We start from the raw sequence: 21,159 nt of genomic DNA, 5'->3' as shown, positions 1-21,159 counted from the left end.
ATTAACCCCTTACCTGCGGATAGACGGGGCGGCTGCGTTTAACCAGCGGGCCCTCGTAGCCGATGTTGGGCCAGGCCTGTTCATCGGTGTAGAAGTAGAAGAAACAGAGGCTGCGCAGGGCAACAAAGACCGCCGTGGCGTCACCACCGGCATCTCTGAGCGTGAGCAGCAGCGTTTCTCGGTCAGCCGCTGGCAGGGCGCTAAAGTTACTCTGCTGGGCGATAAGGGCAGGGGCCTTGTGTTCAAGGAACACCAGGGCGCCGCGCAAGCCTTGCATCAGCTCGGCATCTTCAGGGTCAAGGTAGGCGTCGATACGGGCGGCAAGGTCGATATCAAGTGCGCCCAGCGGGAAGGCGCCGCCGCGTGGAATCAGGGTATCGGTGACGACGGACAGGGTGTGGTAGTCCTCGGCCGTCAACACAACCAGTTTGGGTGTTGCCATGGCGGTAGAGGCGGTGCTGGCAAGCGCCTGAGTGCTCAGAGCAGGGGCGGCAGCGACCGCTCCCAACGCCAGCAGGGTGCGCTGCAGGAACAATCGGCGTGTGGCCGATGGAAGTTTGTTGTTATTACCCATCTTTCTTAGCCTTGTTTTAGTGATGGTCTAAGCGACAGGTCGATTCTGATAGCCGGATGGCATGCCTGGTATGACCCGTCGTTTTCAAGAGGGCTTAGCCCTGCCGGAAGGCACATTGCCAGTGGGCAGTCATTAAGCGGTTAAGCAAATCTCTGTATCACATGCTAGGTGGGCGAGGGCGGTGCATCTTGACAATTGATGTCTTGGTATTGACACAAAGCGACAGGGTGTTTCCGGCCGGAAAAACGGGCAGGGCCGTCCGCTCGAGAGGGGAGCAGACAATGGCAAACGAGCGGCCTGAGCCGCTCGTTCACGTGATTTTTTGGTGGTGCTGGTTGGGTGCTGCCGGGGTTAATCGAAGATCTTGCCCGGGTTCAGCAGTCGCTTGGGATCCAGCGCCTGCTTGAGGATGCGCATCAGCTCGAGCTCCGCTTCCGAGCGGCTGTGCTGCAGGTAGGCTTTCTTTTCCAGGCCGATACCGTGTTCGGCCGAAATGGAGCCGCCCAGTTGAGCCAGGCCGCGATAGACCACCTCGTTAAGCGCCTCCTTGTCTTCCATGGGGATCTGGCCAATGACTACGTGCAGGTTGCCATCGCCCAGATGGCCAAAGGCGACCAGGCGGCCATCCGGCCACTTTTTGAGCAGGTTGTGTTTCAGCTTTTCCAGATAGTCCTGCATGGCTGGAATTGGCAGGCTGATATCGAAACCATGGATAGGCACCATGCTGAACAGTGCCTCGACATCGTCGCGGATGGCCCAGACCTTTTCTCGCTCGCTGACCGACTGGGTTAGTACGGCATCGCTGATCAGCTCCTGCTCCAGTGCCTCGCCCAGTAGTGCTTCGAGTCGCGCCTGTTCGGATTCGTTGCTGCTGCCCTGGGTTTCCAGAATCACGTAGAAGGGTGAGCTGGAGGGCAGCGGCGCCCGGTGGCGTTCGAAGCTGGTAACCAGGGAGTAGAAATCGTTCCACATCACTTCGAAGGAACTCAGGCTGCCGCTCAAGGCGCTTTCCGCCAGGCTCAGCAGTTTGCTCAGCTGGTTGAAATCCTCGACCGCGACCAGCGCAGTGGCCTCGCCTCTTGGCTTGGCGCGCAATCGCAGCACCGCCTTGGTGACAATCCCGAGTGTACCTTCGCTGCCGATGAACAGCTGGCGCAGGTCGTAGCCGGTGTTGTTCTTGATCACCTTGGACAGGGACGAGATAACCGTGCCATCCGCCAGTACCGCTTCCAGGCCAAGTACCGACTCGCGGGTCATGCCGTAGCGCAGGACACGGTTGCCGCCGGCATTGGTGGAAATGTTGCCGCCGATGGTGGCGCTGCCACGGGCGCCCAGATCGACCGGGTAAAAAAGGTCAGCGCTGTCAGCCGCTTCCTGGATGGCCTGCAGGGTTACGCCGGCTTCGGCGGTCAGAGTCCGGTTCTCGGCGTCGACTTCGACGATGGTGCGCATCCGCTCGAGCGACACCACGATGTCTTCGCTGCTGCTGATGGCGCCGCCGACCAGTCCGGTCATGCCGCCGTGGGTGGTGACCCTCTGGTCATAATGATGGCAAAGTGCCATGACGGCCGAGAGCTCTTCAGTATTGGCTGGGCGGACAATTGCCTTGGCGCTGCACTGGGGAGCGCCTATCCAGCCCTCCAGGCGTTGTGTCACATCCGTTCCGGTCAGAATGCCCTTGTCACCGACGATGCCGGTCAGTGCTTCAATGATTTGTGATTCCATAAATGTGTCCGTTTTTCTTATTGGAGGGTGTCATCGGGCCGACCGAACCGGCACTGGAACCCGAAGGTCATGCTCTAGGATAAAAAATAGAGTGATGCGGCAAGTGGGGCTTGACCATAAGCGACCGCCATTGAGCACTTTGTGACAGGTGCCTGGCTGGCTGAACGGAGTAGGTAGGGTTAAAAGGCTGGGACAGGCTGCAGCCGTTGGGGGCCGGCTGCAGTGGGGTCAGAATGTTGGGGGGTGACTGACCTGCCGCCACTGTTGCGGCGGGACGCCCGACCAGCGTTTGAAGGCGCGTGAGAAAGCGCTGAGCTCCGAGTAGCCAAGGTTAAGTGCCACATCGGTGATGGAATGATTCTGTTCCAGGGCGCCGCGTGCGATCTCGAAGCGTACCTCATCCAGCAGTCTGCGGAATTCGGTGCCATTCTGGCGCAGCTCGCGCTGCAGGGTGCGTACGTTCATGCCCAGCATGGGGGCGATGGTGGTCAGGGTGGCTTCTCCGGTGGGGATAAGCTCATAGATCAGCCTGGATACCTTGTATTGCAGTGGTTGCTCATGCCCTTTGGATTCCTGGGCCAGGAAGGCTTCAAGGTAGTTTCTGACCTCCTCCGGTGCCGGGCTGGGCGGACGGCTGAGCAGGCAGGCGGGAAATACCAGCGCGTCCTTTTCCTGGCCAAAACAAAGCCTGGCCTTGGTCAAGGCCTGATATTGCTCCGAAGACGCCATACGTTCATGTCGGAAATGGATCTCGGTGGCAGTGGCGAACTCGGGTGCCAGGTCTGACAGAATGTTGTAACCGAACACCAGGCTCATTTCGAGCAGCTGTTCCTGGCTGATGGATGGGGCCAGATGAATTTCGATGTTGACGTGGGTGCGTTGCTCCTTGTCGGGCGGCAGCAGATTGATACTGGCGCCATAGGCGTGGAAGTGGAAGTATTTCTGTATGACCTCCAGGCTCTCTGCGACGGTATGGGTCTGAGCGGCCAGCAAGCCGAGTGGTCCGAAGGTTTTCAAGTCCTGATAACGGGCCATTGCGAGGCCGAACAGGGGGTAGTCAGCTGTATCAGCGGCGTGGTTGAGGACATGTGCCAGGCTTTCGTAGGCGATCATCAGGTCTGGTGATCTCAGAACCGCACTGGATAAGCCTTCGGCGGCGAGGATCTTGACCGGGTTGATCTTCAACTCGCGGCACAAGGGATAGAAGCCCATCAGGGCACTGCTTTTGACCTTGGAGGCCATTTTGCTGTGTGTCATGGCGTGCGCTTTATTATTGTTTTGCGTTGTCATGAATAATCAAAGTCAGGCCGCTATTTGTCAAATAGGACCACCACGCCTTGAATAGGGCAAACCCCCGAAGTGATGGGGGCTCGAGCCGATTTTGCTGCCGCTTCATGGCGTAATTTGTCAATCGTATGTCGCAAATAATCAAACGGCTCGACCGAGATTCAGCCCGCCTCAGCAGTGACAGCCTGCGCATGCTCTTCGCGCCAGCGCAGCGGTGACCGTCCGCTCCAGCGCTTGAAGGCCCGTGAAAAGGCGCTGAGTTCCGAATAGCCCAGTTGCAGGGCCAGGTCTGTCAACGGGGTGTCCGGTTGGCGCAGGGCATCCTGTGCCAACTCGTAGCGCACCTCTTCCAGCAGGGTTCTGAAGTCCGTATCGATCAACTTGAGCTGACGTTGCAGGCTGCGGGTATGCATGCCCAGCAGGCGTGCAACGGAGTCGGCGGAGGCCTCCCCGGTAGGAATCAGCTCATGGATCAGGCGGATCACCTGCTGTTTCAGGGGGCGGCTATGGTTGTGACCGGCCTGTTTCAGGAAGGATTCGAAATAGCCTCTGACCCGTTCAGAGGCCGGAGCGGGCGGCAATTTGAGATAGGGCGCCGGGAAGCTGACGGAATTTATGTCGGCGTTGAAGCGGGGCTCTACCCCCAGCAGCTCGGTGTAGGTCTCGAGGTTGGTCAGCGGCACATGACGGAAGCTGACCGCCGTAATCGGCATGCCCGGTGCCCCTAATGCCTTGACGACGTTGTAGATCCGACCAATGCCGATCTCCATCAGCTGAGTGAGCTCGATATCGAGCTCCATGTGGACGTCGTACACCAGCCGGGCTTCCTTGCCGTGCAGCTCCAGTTTCAGGTCCACGCCCTGGGCATAGCAGTCCATGTATTTCTGTACGATGGCCAGGCTGTCGCCCAGGGTGCTGCACTGGCTTGCCATCAGTCCCAGTGGGCCGAGTGCTTCAATGCCGTGGCGTAGGGACAGGGTGAGTGAGAACAGCGGGTAACCGGACTCAGCTGCGGCGCGGTGCAGAACTCGCACGAAGTTCTCATAGGGGATCTGCAGGTCGGATGACCGGAGAACGGCTGGCGCCAGATTTTCACTGGCCAGCAGATGCATGGGGTTGACCTGATGACGTCGGCAATGCTCGGTAAAGCCGGTCAGGACACTGCTGCGTGCCTTGAGTATTCTGTTATGGCTGTTCATGGTTTTTATCGTCCTCGAGGCAGGCTGCCTGAACAGGTCCTGTCATCTGAACCGCCAGGCCGCCGTCATTCCGTTTTCCAGTTTACGCCTGGCAGCCGGCCCCGCCCAGTATGCCCACAGTGCAGGGCAGGGTCGGGGCACATCAGAAGCCGGCAATACGCTCAATCGTCCAGAAGGCCGCCAGTGAACCTGTGCCGTAGATCATCAGTTGCTGCAGTTTTGCCAGCGGGAAACGGCGCCACTGCCTGAGCAAGTAAAACAGCGTCATGACGACCAGCACAAACATCACCTGACCGATCTCCACGCCGATGTTGAAGAACAGCAGTGCCGTGGTCAGCTCTGTTTGTGGCAAGCCGATATTCTGCAGCACGGACGCAAAACCGAAGCCATGGATCAGGCCAAACAGGACGGAGACCGCGACCGGGAAGCGCCATGCCAGCGTCTGTCGGCGGTCACGGATGATTTCGGCGGCCAGGAACAGGATGCTCAGCGCGATCACTGCTTCCACGGGGGCGATCGGCAGGCGGATGATGCCCAGGGTGGTCAGTACCAGCGTCAATGAATGCGCCAGCGTGAAACCTGAAATCGTGATCAGCGTGCGCTTGACCGTGCCCGAGATCATCAGCAGGCAGAGCAGGAACAGCAGGTGGTCCCAGCCGATCAGGATATGCTCGATCCCCAGCACCGTATAATCGCTGATCACCTGCGACTTGCTGGCGGCAGTTGGCAGCTGCCACTGGCTTTCACTGGGCGAGAGCAGAGCCTGTGACTGTTCTCCGTTCAGGAAGGAAGCCCTGATCAGTGTGGTGATCGACGGGTTGAATTCCGGGTAGTCGATGCCTATAGTCTGGCCGCTCAGCGTGGTTGAGCAGGCCAGTTGTACGATCATCCCCAGGCGTTCATGCCGGCAGCTCTCCGGCAGGGTGACATAGGGGCGGTTGTTCGCTTCGACAGAGGGCGGCACCTGCATCTTCAGCGTGTACTGGTACTGCTCAGGCTGAACGCTGTTGATCTCGTTGATCTGCAGATAGAGCGGGCGTGCATCATGTGCCAGCAAGGGTCCCGGGGCCAGCAGTACCAATGCCAGCAAGAGTTTAGAGGCGGTATTCAACATCGTACTGCTCCACGATCTGCTGGATGGCCAGCTCCTGCTTTTGCTGTTCCAGCCAGCGGCGGAAGTCCTGCTCAACACGCGAACGTATCTCGGCGAACTCGGGTACACGGCCCGGTCGATACTCGCTCAGCATCACCAGATGCTGGCCGTGGCTGGAGGCAATGGGGCCCTGCCAGTGCAGGTTGTCAGCGGACAGCTGTGCCAGCTGATCCTTGAACGCCTCCCCGAAATGGCTGGCGATGAAGTCCGGTGTACGCTCCACATAGTTGCGATGGTAGAGGAAACGATCGCCAAAGCGGGTAGCGTCCGCAAAATCGACCTGCTCCGCGTTCAACTGTGCCAGCAGAGTGTCGGTGCGCTGCTGGACCGATTTCGCGTGGGCCGGGTTGGCCTTGATGAACACATGCGTGAAGGTGTAGGACGGCTCTTCGTAATAGTCCTGGCGATGGCTGTCAAACCATGCTTTCGCCGCTTCGGCTTCTACTGTTACCACCTGCTCGGCTATGCCCTGGGCGATGAATTCCAGTTTCTGTACTGAACGGCGGCGAATGATGTAGTCGTTCTCGCTCATGCCCAGCGCCTGAGCTTCACGATAGAGGGCCTCTTCGCGTACAAAATCGCGCACCAGCTGCTCACGTTCCTGTTCAGCCATATTGTCCAGTCGCTGGCTGGCCTGCTCGGGCTGAAACGCCTTGGAGCGGTACTGCATGAAGGTCAGCAGGGCATCGCGATCGACCACGATGGTACTTGCACTCATGTCTTCATTAGGGCTGCCGACCAGATCGTAGGCGCCGAACAGGGCGGCGCCGATCAGAGTGAAGTGCAGCAGGGGGTCTTTAATGAGTTTGCCAATCATCGTTCAACCCTCCAGCGCCGGGGTGTACCAGATGGGTGAGGTGTAGGCGCGTTCCTGAATGCTGTCAGGGGTATCGTTATCCCGCTGCTGGTCAAAATAATGTTCGTCATAAGCGGTCCAGCGTGGCGTGGGAATCTGCAGCACACGGACGTAATAGAAGGCACGCTCGGACGGGCCGAAATCCGGGTCGGTCCAGACGCCGGTCAGCTCGGCTGAACCGATGCTGTTGGACCAGGTGGCGTCATCAACATTGACCGTATTGCCCACGGTTGGCAGCTTCCCCGCGTCATTCGGCTGACGGTTATCGCTCCAGGCGACATCGTAGACCTTCTCCTGCAGATTGCCGTCGCCGTCGTGCCAGCCCTTGACGATCTGTACGCGGTCCAGGTTGGCCCCCTCGGGGTCGCGGCTGGCCGCCACCATGAAGGTTGGCGCTTGGTCCGCCGGTGCCTGGGTCAGGTCGCCGCCCATGGGTACACCCTTGGCATAGCCGCGATCCACATAGTCGGGATAGCTGACTTCGTCAGTGGCGAAATCCCATCCGCCGAAAAAGCGTACCGTCATGCGCGGGCCGGTAGTGGCATAGGTTTCACGGCGCTTGATGGCGTCGAACAGGGCGTCGCGGGTATTCTCCGTGGCCCAGACAGCGGCATAACCGGATGCTGACATTTCTTCTCCCCGGAGCGAGAACACCTTGCCATTCTCGCCTTTGACATAGGGAACGTGCGCGGCGCGTTCTGCACTGGGTTCATAGACCGAAAATTTGCCCCAGAAGTTGTTTTCTTCCACGGCTGACAGGCTGGTATGGGCATCGCTGGAGCCAATCATGCCAAGCTTGAACGGGTTGACGCCCAGTTCAGCTTCCTGCTGCAGGCCCAGCTTGAGTGCGGAACGGGCATATTCGTACGGCAGCATGTCGTCGGTCTTGAGTTCCAGACCGATCAGATTGCCCTTGTCCCAGGTCTCAAAGTCGGCGAACTCGTCGTCGGGTGACAGTTTGGGGTGAGTTTCGCCATCCCCCTTGATCTGGGTAACTTCCATCACGGGTTCCCAGCGACTGCGGGTCTCGGCATATTGCCGAGTCAGCGGCTGGCCCTTGCGGTCGGTCAGCGCGAACATCAGGCCGTTGCTGACATTACCGTTGTGCGGAATGGCCAGGACACGGCCGCCGGTTTTGTCTTCGTAGGTTTGCAGAAATTTCCACAGCTCTTCCGGGTCTTCGCTGTCGAAGGACGAAAAGGGCAACATCTGGCCCGCCTTACTGGCATCGTCGGCAAACATCACCACGCGGTGCAGGTTGTTGCCGCCGGGCATGGTGGTCCACTCGTAACCGATAAAGGCGGTGAACTTGCCGGGCTCGTTGTAGCGATCGGCGGCAGCGGTGATCGCATCCCAGGCACTGCGCTCGACCTCGGCATTGGCCAGGCTCTTGTGGTTGTTGTTGATGTCGTGATGAATCTCGAACATCGCCTTGAGTGATTCCTGACCGCCGGCCTTGAGCATCTCGGCCCAGCGTTGTCCGACGGGTTCACTGAGCAGCAGATCATTTCCGGCACCCAGCATTGGCACCAGACCCAGGTATTCGGCGTGGTCCGACACCATCAGGAAGTCCAGTGGTCTGTTCAGTTTGGCAATCATGCCGTTGTGAGCACGGATCTCCTCGCCACGGGCAAACCGATAGGCATCTTCAGGTGGCAGGCCCTTGTTACCCATCATGGCGGCGTCAAAGGAGTAAGAGGTGTGCAGATGGGTATCACCCCAGAACACCTGCTGTGGGTAGTCCTTGCCCGCCATCGGCGAGTAGGACGTCTCCCCCGCCTGAGCGGCGGAGGAGAGCAGGGTGGCTGAAATGATGACCGAGAGTGTTGTTTTTTTCATGTTCGGCTCGTCATGGTTGGGGGCTTGATCAGGTCAGGGGGTGTACCAGATTGGCGAAGAGTAGGCGCGTTCCTGAATCACGGCCGGGAAGTTGACCTTGTCATGGGGCCGGCCCAATGCCACGGCATCCAGCATGGTGTGACGTGCGGTCAGGATCTGCAGCACACGCAGGTAGTAGAAGGCGCGCTGGCTGGCATCGAATTCCGGGTCCTGCCAGACGGTCACCAGCTCCTCGTCACCGATGCTGTTGCTGAAATAGCCCGTTTTCAGATCCACGGTGTTGCCGACCGGTTGAGTGTCGGCGCCGCGATCTTCACGACCGTCGGAAAGTGCCACGTTGTATACTTTCTCCTGACTCTTGCCCTCGGCGTCCAGCCAGCCTTTGACCACCTGTACGCGGTCCAGGTTGGCGCCTTCAGGATCCTTGACGGCTTGAATCAGGAAGGAGGGGGCCTTGCCTGCTGGCGCCTGCTTCAGGTCGCCGCCCATGGGGACGCCTTTGGTGTAGCCGGTCGCGGCCAGATCATTCTGGTCGGCATCGCTACTGACAAAGTCGAAGCCGCCGAACAGGCGCACCTGCATGCGCGGGCCGCTGGTGGCATAGACTTCCTTGCGCTTGAACGCGGCAAACAGGGACTCACGGGTGTTCTCTTCGGCCCAGACCGCCACCATACCGGCGGCTGACATGCTCCAGCCATCCGCGTGGGGTGTGGTTTCCTTGTCCATGTTTTCCGGAATGGAGTCGAGGCCGAACTTGCCCCAGAAGTTGGGTTCGCTCGCCGTGCTCAGACCGGTGTGGGAGTCGGTAGAACCGATCATGCCGAACTTGAACGGGTTGGCACCTGTATTCTGCTCGATTTCCAGACCACGCTTAAGGCCGCTGCGGGCATAGTTGCTGACCTGATCCGACTGTGCCTCGGCCTCACTGTTGAACGCCATAACATGTTCGAAGGTTTCAAAGTCGGCGAATTCATCGTCCGGTGACAGCTCCGGATGAGTTTCCGAATCGCCCTTGATCTGGGTAACTTCGGCGACCGGCTCCCAGCGCATGCGGGTACGGGCGTAGCTGGCACTGATTGGGTGGCCGTTGCTGTCCACGTCATTGAACATCAGGCCGTTGCTGATGTTGGAGTTATGCGGGATCGCGACGAAGTCGGCACCGGTCTCGCCGGAGGTTTTCTCCAGCCAGTGCCAGAAATCTTCAGGGCGATCGCTGTCCGCGGATGAGTAGGGCAGGAACTGCTTGGCTGCCTCGCCACCCTGGTCGGTGAATACTATGCGGTGCAGGTTTGCGCCGCCGGGCATGGAGGACCACTCCCAGCCGATGAACGTGGTGAACTTGCCGGGCTCATTGTTGGTTTCGGCGGCTTCGATGATCTTGTCCCAGATCGGCTGGCGAATTGCCTGGGTCAGAAGATCTTCATAGGGTTTGCCCTTGACCAGCGCGCCGGCGGCATCATAGTAGACCGCCTTGGATCCTTTTTCGTCCCACATGCGGATCAGCTTTTGGCCGTTCTGCGCCTTGTCCAGCAGAGGGCTTTTGTCGCGTACCAGCTGCATCAGGCCCATATACTCGGCATGATCGGCCACCACCAGAAAATCCAGTGGGCGGTTGAGCTGCACCCGCACTCGGTTATAGGGGTGGATCACTGGCTGGCCCCTGGCGAAGCGGTAGGCGGTGTCTGGGTCAGCGGTCTCATCGCCCATGGCAAATGCGTCGCCGGAGTAGGAGGTGTGGAGGTGGGTATCGCCCCAGTAGAGTTGAGTGGGGGCGGCGCTGGCCTGAAAAGCGGAACAGCCGGCAAGTGCCAGCATGCTGACAAGCAGTTTCTTCTTCATCGGGATTGGCCTCATGCGGATGCTCGGAGCACACCCATTCTTATTTTGTTACAGCGTAAAAAATCCCGAGGCGCAGCGATTGATATTTTACGAAGGATGCTTGACCAAATACGACTCCGATGCGACGGGCAAGTCGGTAGGGGGCAAATGCATTACAATGGCCAGGCATCACCCAGACCCCAGGAGTATTGATGGTCGAGACACGCGGTTACAACAATTGGCTTCAGCTATTACCTGAGCACGTTATCCAGGATGTACAGGTACATATGACGCGGCGTCGTTTCAAGGACGGGGAATCCATTTACCGTTACGGAGAACGCTCGACCACACAGTATCAGGTGGTAACAGGGTCCGTGCGGGTGCGCTCCCTGTCCGATACCGGCAAGGAAGTCACCTATGTGATCTATGGTCCCGGGGAATGTATCGGCTATCTCTCGGCGATTGATGGTGACGTTCGGCCGCAGGATGCGGTTGCCATGGGTGATGTGGAGCTGGATAGCCTGGCGATCAGCGATTTCGAGCAACTGCGGGAGCGTCATCGCGAAATTGACCGTGCCATGACGCTGCACCTGTCACGACGCCTGCGTGAGCTGTTTAAGTCCTACGAGGCGGGCAAGTTCTTTGGCCTTGATCGCCGTCTGGCACATCAGATCTGTTTTCTGCTTGAAGTTGCCGATCACTCCGCAACCGGAGAGCAGAGCAATGAACTGGATTTGACCCAGGAATTGCTTGCGTCTGCCGTGAGCGCTTCACGTCAGGCAATCCACAAGATTCTGAAGGAGTGGGCGGATGCCGGGATTGTCGAGCACCGTTATGGCCGGATCTGCATACTGGATCGGGAGCGCCTGAAAGCGATCGCCGAGGGTGTCGACGGTTAACCAGGGATAAGGTACCAGCTGACAAGCTGCCAGCCGGTACCCGGTGTTATCAGCCTGCCTTATAGAACAGGGGCTCCCTGTCGCTGGCGATACGGTTGTGTGCCTGGGCGAAGGCTTCCAGCAACTGCTTCTGCTGGGCTTCCGCCTTCTCGATGGCCGCTTCCTTGACGTGACCGTAGCCACGGATTTCGGTAGGCAGCTCGGCGATTTTTACTGCAACGTCGTGATTGGCCTCACTCAGCTGATCAAGCAGGGACTCGATGGTGCTGCGATAATCGACAATCATCTGACGTTCCTTCTTGCGTTCGGCGGTGTAGCCGAAAAGATCGAAGGCGGTGCCACGCAGCCCCTTGAGCTTGGCCATCAGGCCGAATGCCTTGAACACCCAGGGTCCGAACTCCTGCTTGCGCAGGTGGCCGGTCTGAGGATCGCGCTTGTTCAGGATCGGCGGCGCCAGATTGAAGCGTAGTTTGAAATTACCCTCGAACTGCTGGTTCAGCTTTTTCAGGAAGCTGCCGTCGGTGTAGAGACGTGCCACTTCGTACTCGTCCTTGTACGCCATCAGCTTGAAGTAGTTGCGGGTCACCGCTTCGGTCAGGCCGTTCTGGCCCGGTGTCTTCTGCTGCTCCACTTGACGAACCCGGTTGATCAGTTCCAGATAACGGTCGGCATAGGCCTCATTCTGGTAGGCGGTCAGGTGGTCGATACGGCGTTGCAGCGCCTGCTCAGAGGTTTCCGCCACGTCCGGCTTGCTGGCCTGCAGCTGCTCTTCGATCAGCGGCAGAATGCGGTTCATGTCATGGGCAGCGACACGGCCCAGGCGGAAGGCGTTCTGGTTGAACTCGATGGACACCTTGTTGATCTCGATTGCTTTCAGAATCGCCTCCTCGCTCAGCGGCAGCCAGCCTTTCTGGAAGGCGTAGCCGACCATGAACATGTTGGAGGCGATGCTGTTGCCGGTGAGGGCGTTGGCGATCTTGGTGGCATCGATGCTGGCCAGGTTGGCGCCCAGTGTTTTCTGCAGACCACCCAAAAGCGGCTGAGTCGGCAGTTCGAAGTCGCGCATCAGTTGCAGCACTGAGGTCGCAACGGGATCACTGTTGACGACACACTTGGTGTGATTGGCACGAATCGATTTCATCGAGCTTTCGCTGGCGGTGACCACCAGGTCACAGCCGATGATCAGATCGGCGTCCGCCGGACCGATCGGCAGGCTGGTGATATCGCTCTGCTGGTGACCGATGCGCAGATGGCTCTGTACCGCACCGCCTTTCTGGGCGAAGCCGGTCATGTCGTAGATGGAGATCGACTTGTCTTCCAGATGCGCAGCCATGCCCAACACCGCACCGATGGTCACCACGCCGGTGCCGCCGATGCCGTTGATCATCACCGCATAGCAGCTGTCGAACTGCGGCAGGGTCGGCTGCGGCAGGTTCTTGAACAGACTGTCACCCAGATTGGCCGTTTCCGCCTTGCGTAGCTTGCCACCCAGAACGGTGACGAAGGACGGGCAGAAACCATCGACACAGCGGTAGTCCTTGTTACAGGTGGACTGGTCGATGACACGCTTGTTGCCGAACTCGGTCTTGCGTGTCTGCAGGCTGACGCAGTTGGCCTGTACCGAGCAGTCACCGCAGGCCTCGCAGACCTGATCGTTGATGAACATGCGCTTGTCCGGATCCGGGAACTGGCCACGCTTGCGACGGCGACGTTTCTCGGCGGCACAGGTCTGGTCGTGGATCAGTACGGTCACGCCCTTGATGTCACGCAGCTCACGCTGGAGGCGATCCAGTTCCTCTCGGTGGTGGATGGTCACGCCCTTGGCGAATGACGGCTGGCGATGGTACTTGTCCGGGTCATCGGTAGTCACGACCACACGCTTGGCGCCCAGTGCAGTCACCTGTTCACTGATCTGCTGCGGCGTCAGTTGACCTTCGGCCGGCTGGCCACCGGTCATCGCCACGGCATCGTTGTACAGGATCTTGTAGGTGATGTTGGCTTTCTGCACTACGGCCGCATGTATCGCCAGCAGGCCCGAGTGGGTATAGGTGCCGTCACCCAGGTTCTGGAATTTGTGCGGGGTATCGACAAAGTGGGACAGGCCGACCCAGTTATGGCCCTCGCCGCCCATTTGTGTGGGGAAGGAGGTGTTGCGGTTCATGAAGCCGGCCATGGCATGACAGCCGATACCGCCCATCGCCTTGGAACCCTCGGGTACCTTGGTGGAGGTGTTGTGCGGGCAGCCAGAGCAGAAGTAGGGGATGCGCACCAGCTGCGGAATGATCGCACCACAGGCACCGGTAATGGAGGCCAGATAGTCGTCGCAGGCGCTGCTGATGCTGTCATCCAGCAGGTTATTGGCTGCCAGGCGGTCACGCAACAAGGCGACCACTTCGTGCGGGTAGAGGCCGCCGTAGGTTTTCTGGATAGACAGGCCGTGTTCGTCTTTCTTGCCGATCAGGCGCGGGCGCTTGCTGTCGGGCCAGTTGAACAACTGGTCGGCGATCTGCGGCTCCATGATCGGCATCTTTTCTTCCATCACCAGCAGCTCGTCATGGCCTTCTGCGAACTCGGCCATGCCCTGGTCTTCCAGCGGCCAGGTCATGGCCACCTTGTAGATGCTGATACCGAGCGATTTGGCCTTGTCTTCGTCGATGCCCATCAGCTGGAAGGCGCGCAGCACGTCCTGATACACCTTGCCGGCACAAACGATACCCAGTTTGCGCTGCGGCGCTGCCAGAGTAATACGGTCCAGCTTGTTCAGGCGGGCAAAGGCCTTGATCAGCGGAATACGGCCACTGTAAGCCATGCGTTCGGCTGTGGCAGCCGGGCCAAGACCGCCACTGGGCGGCACAAAGTGCGCCTCGGGTGGAATTTCCAGCCCTTCCGGGTTGCGGGTGATGGAAGTGGTCGGGTCAAGCTCGACGGTGGCCGTGCCTTCGATGGTTTCGTTGACTACTTTCAGGGTGACCCAGGCACCGGAATAGCGCGACAGCGCCCAACCGATCAGGCCATAGTCAATCACTTCCTGAATATCGGAGGGGTACAGAATAGGAGAGCCATGCGCCAGCATCTCCGGTTCGGAGTAGTGGGCGATGGTGGAAGACTTGGCTACATGGTCATCACCGGCGATCAGCAGTACGCCGCCATGGTGAGAGGCGCCAAAAAAGCTGCCGTGCTTGATGGCATCGCCGGAACGGAAAACGCCTGGACCCTTGCCGTACCATATGGAAAATACGCCATCGAATTTTTTCGCTTCTTCGGATTCGATTTGCTGAGTGCCCCAGACCGAGGTAACGGCCAGATCTTCATTGACGCCCGGCTGAAAAACGATGTCATGGGCATCGAGCAGCTTCTTGTTGCGGCTCAACTCCATGTCGTAGGTGCCGATCGGCGAGCCGCGATAACCGGTGATATAGCCTGCGGTATTGAGTCCTGCTGCCATATCGCGCTGCTTTTGCAGCAGCGGGAGTCGGACCAGGGCCTGGTTGCCGGTCATGTAGACCTTGCCCTTTTCCTTGGTGTATTTGTCGTCCAGAGAAACCTGTTTCAGCGTCATGGTCGGTACTCACATATTCTATTTATTGTAATCCTGGGGGCCTTGGCGGCTTGCAGGTTCCGGGTGCCGGCTGGACTGCTGGCACCCGGGTATCGAGATCATGCGATGCATTTTTGCTATTGCTGAGTCCCATAGTGGGGCGGATGACTCCCGAGCACTGTCAAGCAGATTACAATTGGGCAGAATTTCCTGATTCTGTTGGCGTCCAAAGCCGCCGTTCAGGTATCAGACCTGTACACATTCCCTTCTGTGCTATGACTCTGGACGCTGTAATGGACTGTCAGGCTTCGTGGGTCGGCGGGATTACCAGCACGTCGACATCCGCGCGTTCCAGTACCTGTTCGGCTGTATTGCCCAGCAGAACGCCGCGCAGCCCGGTGCGAGCCACCGTCCCCAGAACCAGCAGTTGCGCACCCAGTGCCTTGGCCTGGTCAGCGATCAGCAGTTCGGCGGGGCCGGATCCGACATGGACCTGCGCTGCCGGAATCCCGTAACGGTCACCCAGTGCGATGCAGGCTTCACGGTAGGCCTGGGTTTGCTGCTCGGTATGTTGTTCAGTATGGGCGGGATCTTGCATTGGTGCCGGCGCCGCGCTGAACAGGTGCAGCGGGCGACTCAGCCGGTCAGCCAGGGTCCGTGACTGTTCCAGAATCAGGTTGCTCAGCCGCAGGTGTTCCTGATCAGACGGCTGGGCTTCAACGGCCGCAAGGATGGGAGCGTCCGGGCCCCTCATAACCGAGCGCACCATCAATACCGGTGTTCTGTTGGTGCGCAGCAGTTTCCAGTCCACTGAGGTAAACAGTGAATCGGTCAGGCTGGCCTTGTGAGGCTCTTTCAGCGTCAGGTCGAAGCCGTGCTGGTGCTGGCACAGCAGCACCGCACGCAAGAGGTCAGTTTCCTCGCTGATTTCCAGCTTCACATCGATCCCCTGGGTTTTCAGCTGCAGCAGTCGCTGGTCCAGTTTTGTGCGGAACTCGCCTTTAACCTGGTTGGCCAGCAGCAGGGCGGTAATCTGGATATCCATCTTGCCGGCGATCCGGATCGCCTTGTTGAGTGCAACCTGTTCGTCGCTGGTGGGGTTCAGGACTACCAGCAGTTTATTGAAATTATGCATGAGACACCTTCCTGTCTGTCTGTTCGCATGTCTGGCTGACTGACGGGGCTGCCTGCTTTGAAGTGGCAGGCTGGCGCTTGATCAGGAAGCTGGCCAGTGCTGGCAGAAATACCAGTGCCCCCACCATGTTCCACACGAACATAAACGTCAGCAGGATACCCATATCGGCCTGGAACTTGATCGGTGACCAGAACCAGGTGCCCACGCCGATGCCCAGGGTCAGGCCGGTGAAGGCAACCGCCTTGCCGGTGGTCTTCAGCGTGTTGAAGTAGGCGTCACGCAGGTTCATGCCGGATTTAAGGTAGGTTTCCAGCTTGCTGTAAATGTAGATGCCATAGTCGACACCAATCCCCACACCCAGCGCGATCACCGGCAGGGTTGCTACCTTGACGCCTATACCCAGACGCGCCATCAGTGCCTGACACAGTAGCGAGGTCAGCGCCAGTGGCAGCAGGATGCAGGCCACGGTGCGGATGGAACGGAAGGTAATCAGGCAGAGGAAGCCGACGACTGAATAGACCCAGATCAGCATTTCATATTGGGCCTTCTCGATGACGATATTGGTCGCCGCTTCGATACCGGCATTACCGGCCGCCAGCTTGATGGTCAGGGCATCGCTGTTGAACCGGGCTGCGAAGGCTTCGGTTTCCTGCACCACGCTGGCCAGGGTTTCAGCCTTGTGGTCGTTCAGGTAGATGAACACCGGCATCAGGCTGCAGTCGGCGTTGAAGCTGCCACGCGGCGCGGTAATGGAGGCCTGGTTCAGCAGCGCCTGGTTGCGGTTCAGCGCCATCCACTTGATGTTACCTTCGTTGTAGCCGGTCATGGCGCGCTTGGCCACGTTGACCATGGAGGTGGCGGATTGCACGCCCGGCAACTGCTGCAGACGCCACTGCAGTTGGTCCACCACATCCAGGGTGTGGTAGTCGGAGCACTTGTCCTTCGCGGTTTGCACCATGATCACGAAGATATCGGTGCTGGTGGAGTAGTTCTCGTTGATGAAGGCGTTATCCAGGTTGTAGCGTGAGTCCGGACGCAACTCCGGTGCACCGGCATCCAGGTCACCGACCTTCAGATCCTGGCTCTGGTAAACGCCCAAACTGGCGAGGCCCAGGGCGATGAGGATCATCAGTGCGGCCTGAGGGCGCTGGGTAAAGCTGGACAACAGCTTCCAGATCGGGTGCTTGCCGTGCTCTTCGACGTGCTGCTGCTTCTTCACCGAGGCCTGGCTGACACCGGCATAGGACATCAGGATCGGCAGCAGGATCAGATTGGTCAGGATGATCACGGCGACACCCACACTGGCGGCCACGGCCAGATCCTTGATCACGGCGATATCGATCACCATCAGGGTGGCGAAGCCGACACCATCACTGATCAGGGCGATGATGCCCGGCACGTACAGGGCGCGGAACGCCAGACGTGCGGCCAGTTCCTTGCCGGCGCCGTTGGCGCTTTCATGGCCGATGGCGTTGATGATCTGTACACCGTGGCTGACGCCGATGGCGAACACCAGGAAGGGTACCAGCATGGAGTACGGGTCGAGGCCGTAACCCAGGGTTTTCAGCAGGCCCAGCTGCCAGATCACGGCGATCACCGAGCACAGCAGCGGTACGATGGAACTGCGCAGGCAGCGCGAGTAGAGGTAAAGCAGCACGAAGGTGATGCCCAGCGCCATGGCAAAGAAGATCGCCACCTGGCTGGCGCCATCGATCAAGTCGCCCACTACCTTGGCGAAGCCGGTGATGTGGATCTTGACGCTGTCGCTCTCGTACTTGTCACGGATCAGATCCTCCAGCTGGCTGGAGAACTGCTGGTAATCGATCGGTTCGCCGGTTTCCGGGTTGAAGTCCATCAGCGGTGCGTAGATGATCGCCGACTTGAAGTCGTTGGCCACCAGCGAGCCGATGCGGCCGGACTTGAGGATGTTGGTCTTAAGCTTTTCCAGCTCGGCCGGCGAACCGTCATAGGTATCGGCGATCACCGGACCACCGGTCAAACCTTCCTCGGTCACTTCCGACCAGCGCACACCCGAGGCCCAGATCGACATCAAACTGGCGCGGGCCACGCCCGGAATGTAGAACACCTCGTCGTGGATCTTCTGCAGGGTCTCCTGAAAGTCCTTGTCGAAGATATCCCCTTGCGTATGCTCCACTGAGATACGGATGGCGTTGCCCAGGCCCGCCATATCATCCTTGTGCTGGAGGTAATTGGCGATGTAGGGGTGTGACGCCGGAATCATCTTCTCGAAGCTGGCTTCGGGCTTGATGCTGCTGGCCTGGTAGGCGAAAAATGCCGTCGCCGCCAGCATCAGCAGAATGATCAGCGGACGCTGATGAAAGAAAATGCGTTCGATAATGGATTCGGAGCCGGACAGGCCCGATGTTGTCGATGGATGAGTCTTATTCATTATTCTTTACCTCCGGAGACGGTCGCGGCATGAACGCCGTGTGCACCGGCAATCAGCAGTCCCTTGTGTTCACTGACCAGTACCTTGCTCTGTGGCAAACGGGCCGGATGGCGATCGGTCGCGATCACCGCGCCGCTGGCATCAAGGTGCAGGGAGATCCCGGCCGCGCCCACCAGCACCACCGAACCGTCGTCAAGCAGGGTGCCGCTGAATAAGGTGGAATCGACACCAGTATCGATTTGATGCCAGCTGTTGCCCCAGTCCTCGGACTGGAAGGCGTTACCACGCAGGCCGTAGGCGATCAGACGACCCTGTTCGGTGCCGACAATGCCGAAGAAGGAACCGTCGTAGGGGCTGTCCAGCATCTCCCAATTCTGGCCCCAGTCGGAGGAGCGGTAGAGTGTGCCGGCTTCCGCGGCGATAAACAGCTGGTCACCGATCTGCGTGATGGCGTTGAGGTGGAACTGGGACGGGTTGTCCATGTGATCGAACCAGGCTGACCAGGTCTCGCCACCATCAGTGGTGTGAAGGATCAGGCCAAAGCCGCCGACAACCAGGCCCTCGTTGCGGTCCTTGAACCAGACATCCAGGAAGGGGCGGCTGGCGCCCTCATCGGAGAAGGTTTCGGCATCCTCAGCCATGTAAGTACGGTCTTCAAGCTGAGCTTCCAGTTCTTCGAGCTGCTCTTCCGGCGCGCTTTCGATGGCCGCCTCAAGTTCAGCCAGCTGAGACTGGGCATGTTCCAGCATCAGGGCGTTGGCTCGGTTGCCGTCCATCACCTTGCGCCAGCTGTTGCCGCCATCCTCGGTTTTGAGTACCACGCCATCATGGCCTACGGTCCAGCCAAAGCGATCATCAACGAAGAAGGTGTTAGTCAGGGTTACGCGGACAGGTGCAGGTGCCTGCTGCCAGCTATTGGCTTCATCCGTGGAGATGAGGATATGGCCACGCTCGCCGACGGCGACCAGGTTACTGCCGGCCCGTTCAATGTCCAACAGCAGGCTTTGGGCGGCCAGTGGTGACGGCAGTGATGACTCTTCAAGCGCATCACCGGCCAGAACGCTTCCCGAAAGCGCCAGGCCTATCAACACACACAGGCTGGATCGCGTGCGAGGCGGTTGTATCAGGGATTGAGGTTTGTTGTTCTTTCTCATGGGCTTATTCTTTTTGTAGGTAGTGTGCAGCGGGCCTGGCTTGGCAATTTGCTACAGGAACACTCAGGGCCTTCTGGTTTGGCGCTATTACGGCAGCACGCTCGTGTGGAACGTGCTTCCGGAATAGCGAGGAAATGAAACCGGCGCGGCTACACCGGTTTCATTTTTACCGCTTTAGCGGCGAGACATCTGACGTACCTTCTGCGGGGTGTAGAAGCTGTCTTCCTTTGTTGCAGTCGTGGAGTACGGAATAACGTCATATTCCTGCATGGCGTAATCACCTGACTGCAGATCGTAGTTGGTGATGGCACGCGCAATGATGTTGCCATCGGCGTACAGCGCAACCGGGTGAGAGTGACCGTAACGCCACAGCTCGCCACGCCCGTCGTACATGTCGGCCATCACGATGAACCAGGAGTCCTCATCAAGGTAGAAGCGACGCTTGCCATAGATATGACGGCTGTCTTCACGCAGTGTTGCCTCGACAACCCAGACGCGATGTTTCTCCCAACGCTCAAGGTCAGTGTTGGTGTGGTTGGCCTGAGCGATCTCATCCATCGCTGTACCGTTGCTGTGGGCGGTCAGGAACTTGTACGAGTTGTACGGCACCAGCATTTCACGCTTGCCAACCAACTCCCAGTTGAATCGCTCGGGAGAGCCGTTGAACATGAACGCCTGGTCATAGGTGGTAAGGCCGTTGGAACCGGGATCCGGCGTATCGAACGCGATGGTCGGAGCGCGACGCACGCGACGCTGCCCGGGAATGTACTGCCAGGCCTGACGCGGTTCCTTGTTGGCGTTGACCGGGTCTCGAACCAAGGTGACCTCACCCTTTCGGCGTGTGGGCAGTGAATACTGCAGCATCAGGTGAATAATGTTGCCATTGAACGTTTCGAGGTTGCCGTCCTTGTAGTAGTACGGGTAGCTCTCGATCAGCTGGCCTGCAGTGATGGTGCGGGAACCGTTGGTGTAGACGGTTGCGCTCTCGTAGGTCGCATCCTTGCCTTCACCGTACCAGCGCAAGGTGTGGTTCCAGATCGCCTCATTGCCGTTTTGCGGGATCGGGAAGGGGATGCCGCCGTAGGCATTGACTACGCCATTGCCATCGGGAGTGGTTTCTGCGTTCAACGCGTTGTTATAGGTGTTCTTGGCGACCCAGTCCGGAATCGGAGCGGTACGATGCGTCGGGTAGACGTTCATCTTGAAGGTCGGCTTCTTCTCGAACAGCGCTTTCTGACCGTCTGACAGCAGATCGGAGTACTCTTTGTAGTTCTGTGCGGTAACGGTGTACAACGGCTTTTCATCGGCGAAGGGGTCGACCAGATTGCCGCCCTTGGTGTAACCGGCGGGCGCTGTGGTCAGTCCACCGGTCCACTCGGGAATATCGCTGCCATTTCCGGCTTTTTCAGCACCAAAGGGGGTGAGTTCCTTGCCCAGTTTGGCGGCTTCTTCGGCGCTGACAGCAGCCAGTGCAGAACCTGCGTTGAGGGCGATCGCCGCAATGCTGGCGGTGAGAAGTGTGCGTTTCAAGTTCATCATTCATCTCCTCGGGCCGGAGCCCGATTTTTATTA

General features: G+C 58.9%; 14 protein-coding genes. 1 reads left to right on the top strand and 13 read right to left on the bottom strand.

The window, feature by feature from the left end; translation table 11 throughout:
• Position 1: 1 nt before the first annotated feature.
• The 8 genes from ABD013_RS06315 to ABD013_RS06280 all read right to left on the bottom strand — a co-directional run bounded on the left by ABD013_RS06315 (position 2) and on the right by ABD013_RS06280 (position 10,472).
• The gene (locus ABD013_RS06315) at positions 2 to 574 is read right to left on the bottom strand and encodes a gluconate 2-dehydrogenase subunit 3 family protein (protein WP_343803846.1); all 573 of its coding nucleotides are present in this window, start codon (positions 572 to 574) and stop codon (positions 2 to 4) included.
• Positions 575 to 925: 351 nt separating this feature from the next.
• Positions 926 to 2,299 (bottom strand): FAD-binding oxidoreductase, encoded by a 1,374-nt coding sequence (locus tag ABD013_RS06310; RefSeq protein ID WP_343803843.1) that lies wholly within the window; start codon positions 2,297 to 2,299, stop codon positions 926 to 928.
• Positions 2,300 to 2,527: 228 nt separating this feature from the next.
• On the bottom strand, positions 2,528 to 3,556 hold the full coding sequence (locus ABD013_RS06305; RefSeq protein ID WP_343803840.1) for an AraC family transcriptional regulator: 1,029 nt from the start codon (positions 3,554 to 3,556) through the stop codon (positions 2,528 to 2,530).
• 191 nt (positions 3,557 to 3,747) lie between these two features.
• Positions 3,748 to 4,785: an AraC-like transcriptional regulator QhpR gene (gene qhpR, locus ABD013_RS06300; RefSeq protein ID WP_343803837.1), complete on the bottom strand. Its 1,038-nt coding sequence runs from the start codon at positions 4,783 to 4,785 to the stop codon at positions 3,748 to 3,750.
• A gap of 142 nt (positions 4,786 to 4,927) precedes the next feature.
• On the bottom strand, positions 4,928 to 5,899 hold the full coding sequence (locus ABD013_RS06295) for a HupE/UreJ family protein (RefSeq protein WP_343803834.1): 972 nt from the start codon (positions 5,897 to 5,899) through the stop codon (positions 4,928 to 4,930).
• Positions 5,880 to 6,755 (bottom strand): peptidyl-prolyl cis-trans isomerase, encoded by an 876-nt coding sequence (locus tag ABD013_RS06290; RefSeq protein ID WP_343803831.1) that lies wholly within the window; start codon positions 6,753 to 6,755, stop codon positions 5,880 to 5,882. Before ABD013_RS06290 ends, ABD013_RS06295 begins: the two co-directional genes overlap by 20 nt.
• A gap of 3 nt (positions 6,756 to 6,758) precedes the next feature.
• A complete protein-coding gene (locus tag ABD013_RS06285) occupies positions 6,759 to 8,633 on the bottom strand; it encodes a DUF3604 domain-containing protein (protein ID WP_343803828.1) in 1,875 nt (624 codons plus the stop codon).
• A gap of 33 nt (positions 8,634 to 8,666) precedes the next feature.
• Positions 8,667 to 10,472 carry a DUF3604 domain-containing protein gene (locus ABD013_RS06280; RefSeq protein WP_343803825.1) on the bottom strand — a complete coding sequence of 602 codons (1,806 nt, stop codon included), beginning with the start codon at positions 10,470 to 10,472 and terminating at the stop codon, positions 8,667 to 8,669.
• Positions 10,473 to 10,663: 191 nt separating this feature from the next.
• Here ABD013_RS06280 and ABD013_RS06275 point away from each other — a divergent pair, with 191 nt between their 5' ends.
• Positions 10,664 to 11,350 carry a Crp/Fnr family transcriptional regulator gene (locus ABD013_RS06275; protein WP_343803822.1) on the top strand — a complete coding sequence of 229 codons (687 nt, stop codon included), beginning with the start codon at positions 10,664 to 10,666 and terminating at the stop codon, positions 11,348 to 11,350.
• A gap of 49 nt (positions 11,351 to 11,399) precedes the next feature.
• Here the strand turns inward: ABD013_RS06275 and ABD013_RS06270 are convergent, their stop codons facing one another.
• The 5 genes from ABD013_RS06270 to ABD013_RS06250 all read right to left on the bottom strand — a co-directional run bounded on the left by ABD013_RS06270 (position 11,400) and on the right by ABD013_RS06250 (position 21,123).
• Positions 11,400 to 14,909, bottom strand: coding sequence for an indolepyruvate ferredoxin oxidoreductase family protein (locus ABD013_RS06270; RefSeq protein WP_343803819.1), 3,510 nt, complete (start codon positions 14,907 to 14,909; stop codon positions 11,400 to 11,402).
• 280 nt (positions 14,910 to 15,189) lie between these two features.
• The gene (locus ABD013_RS06265) at positions 15,190 to 16,023 is read right to left on the bottom strand and encodes a universal stress protein (RefSeq protein WP_343803816.1); all 834 of its coding nucleotides are present in this window, start codon (positions 16,021 to 16,023) and stop codon (positions 15,190 to 15,192) included.
• A complete protein-coding gene (locus tag ABD013_RS06260) occupies positions 16,016 to 18,433 on the bottom strand; it encodes an efflux RND transporter permease subunit (RefSeq protein ID WP_343803813.1) in 2,418 nt (805 codons plus the stop codon). Before ABD013_RS06260 ends, ABD013_RS06265 begins: the two co-directional genes overlap by 8 nt.
• On the bottom strand, positions 18,433 to 19,587 hold the full coding sequence (locus ABD013_RS06255) for a WD40/YVTN/BNR-like repeat-containing protein (protein WP_343803810.1): 1,155 nt from the start codon (positions 19,585 to 19,587) through the stop codon (positions 18,433 to 18,435). Before ABD013_RS06255 ends, ABD013_RS06260 begins: the two co-directional genes overlap by 1 nt.
• Positions 19,588 to 19,761: 174 nt before the next feature.
• Entirely contained in the window at positions 19,762 to 21,123 is a 1,362-nt protein-coding gene (locus ABD013_RS06250) for a DUF1329 domain-containing protein (protein WP_343803807.1), read from the bottom strand.
• Positions 21,124 to 21,159 lie beyond the last annotated feature (36 nt).

It is taken from the genome of Marinobacterium maritimum (assembly GCF_039523155.1).
Taxonomy (GTDB): domain Bacteria; phylum Pseudomonadota; class Gammaproteobacteria; order Pseudomonadales; family Balneatricaceae; genus Marinobacterium; species Marinobacterium maritimum.
This window is presented reverse-complemented; position numbering and strand designations above follow the sequence as displayed.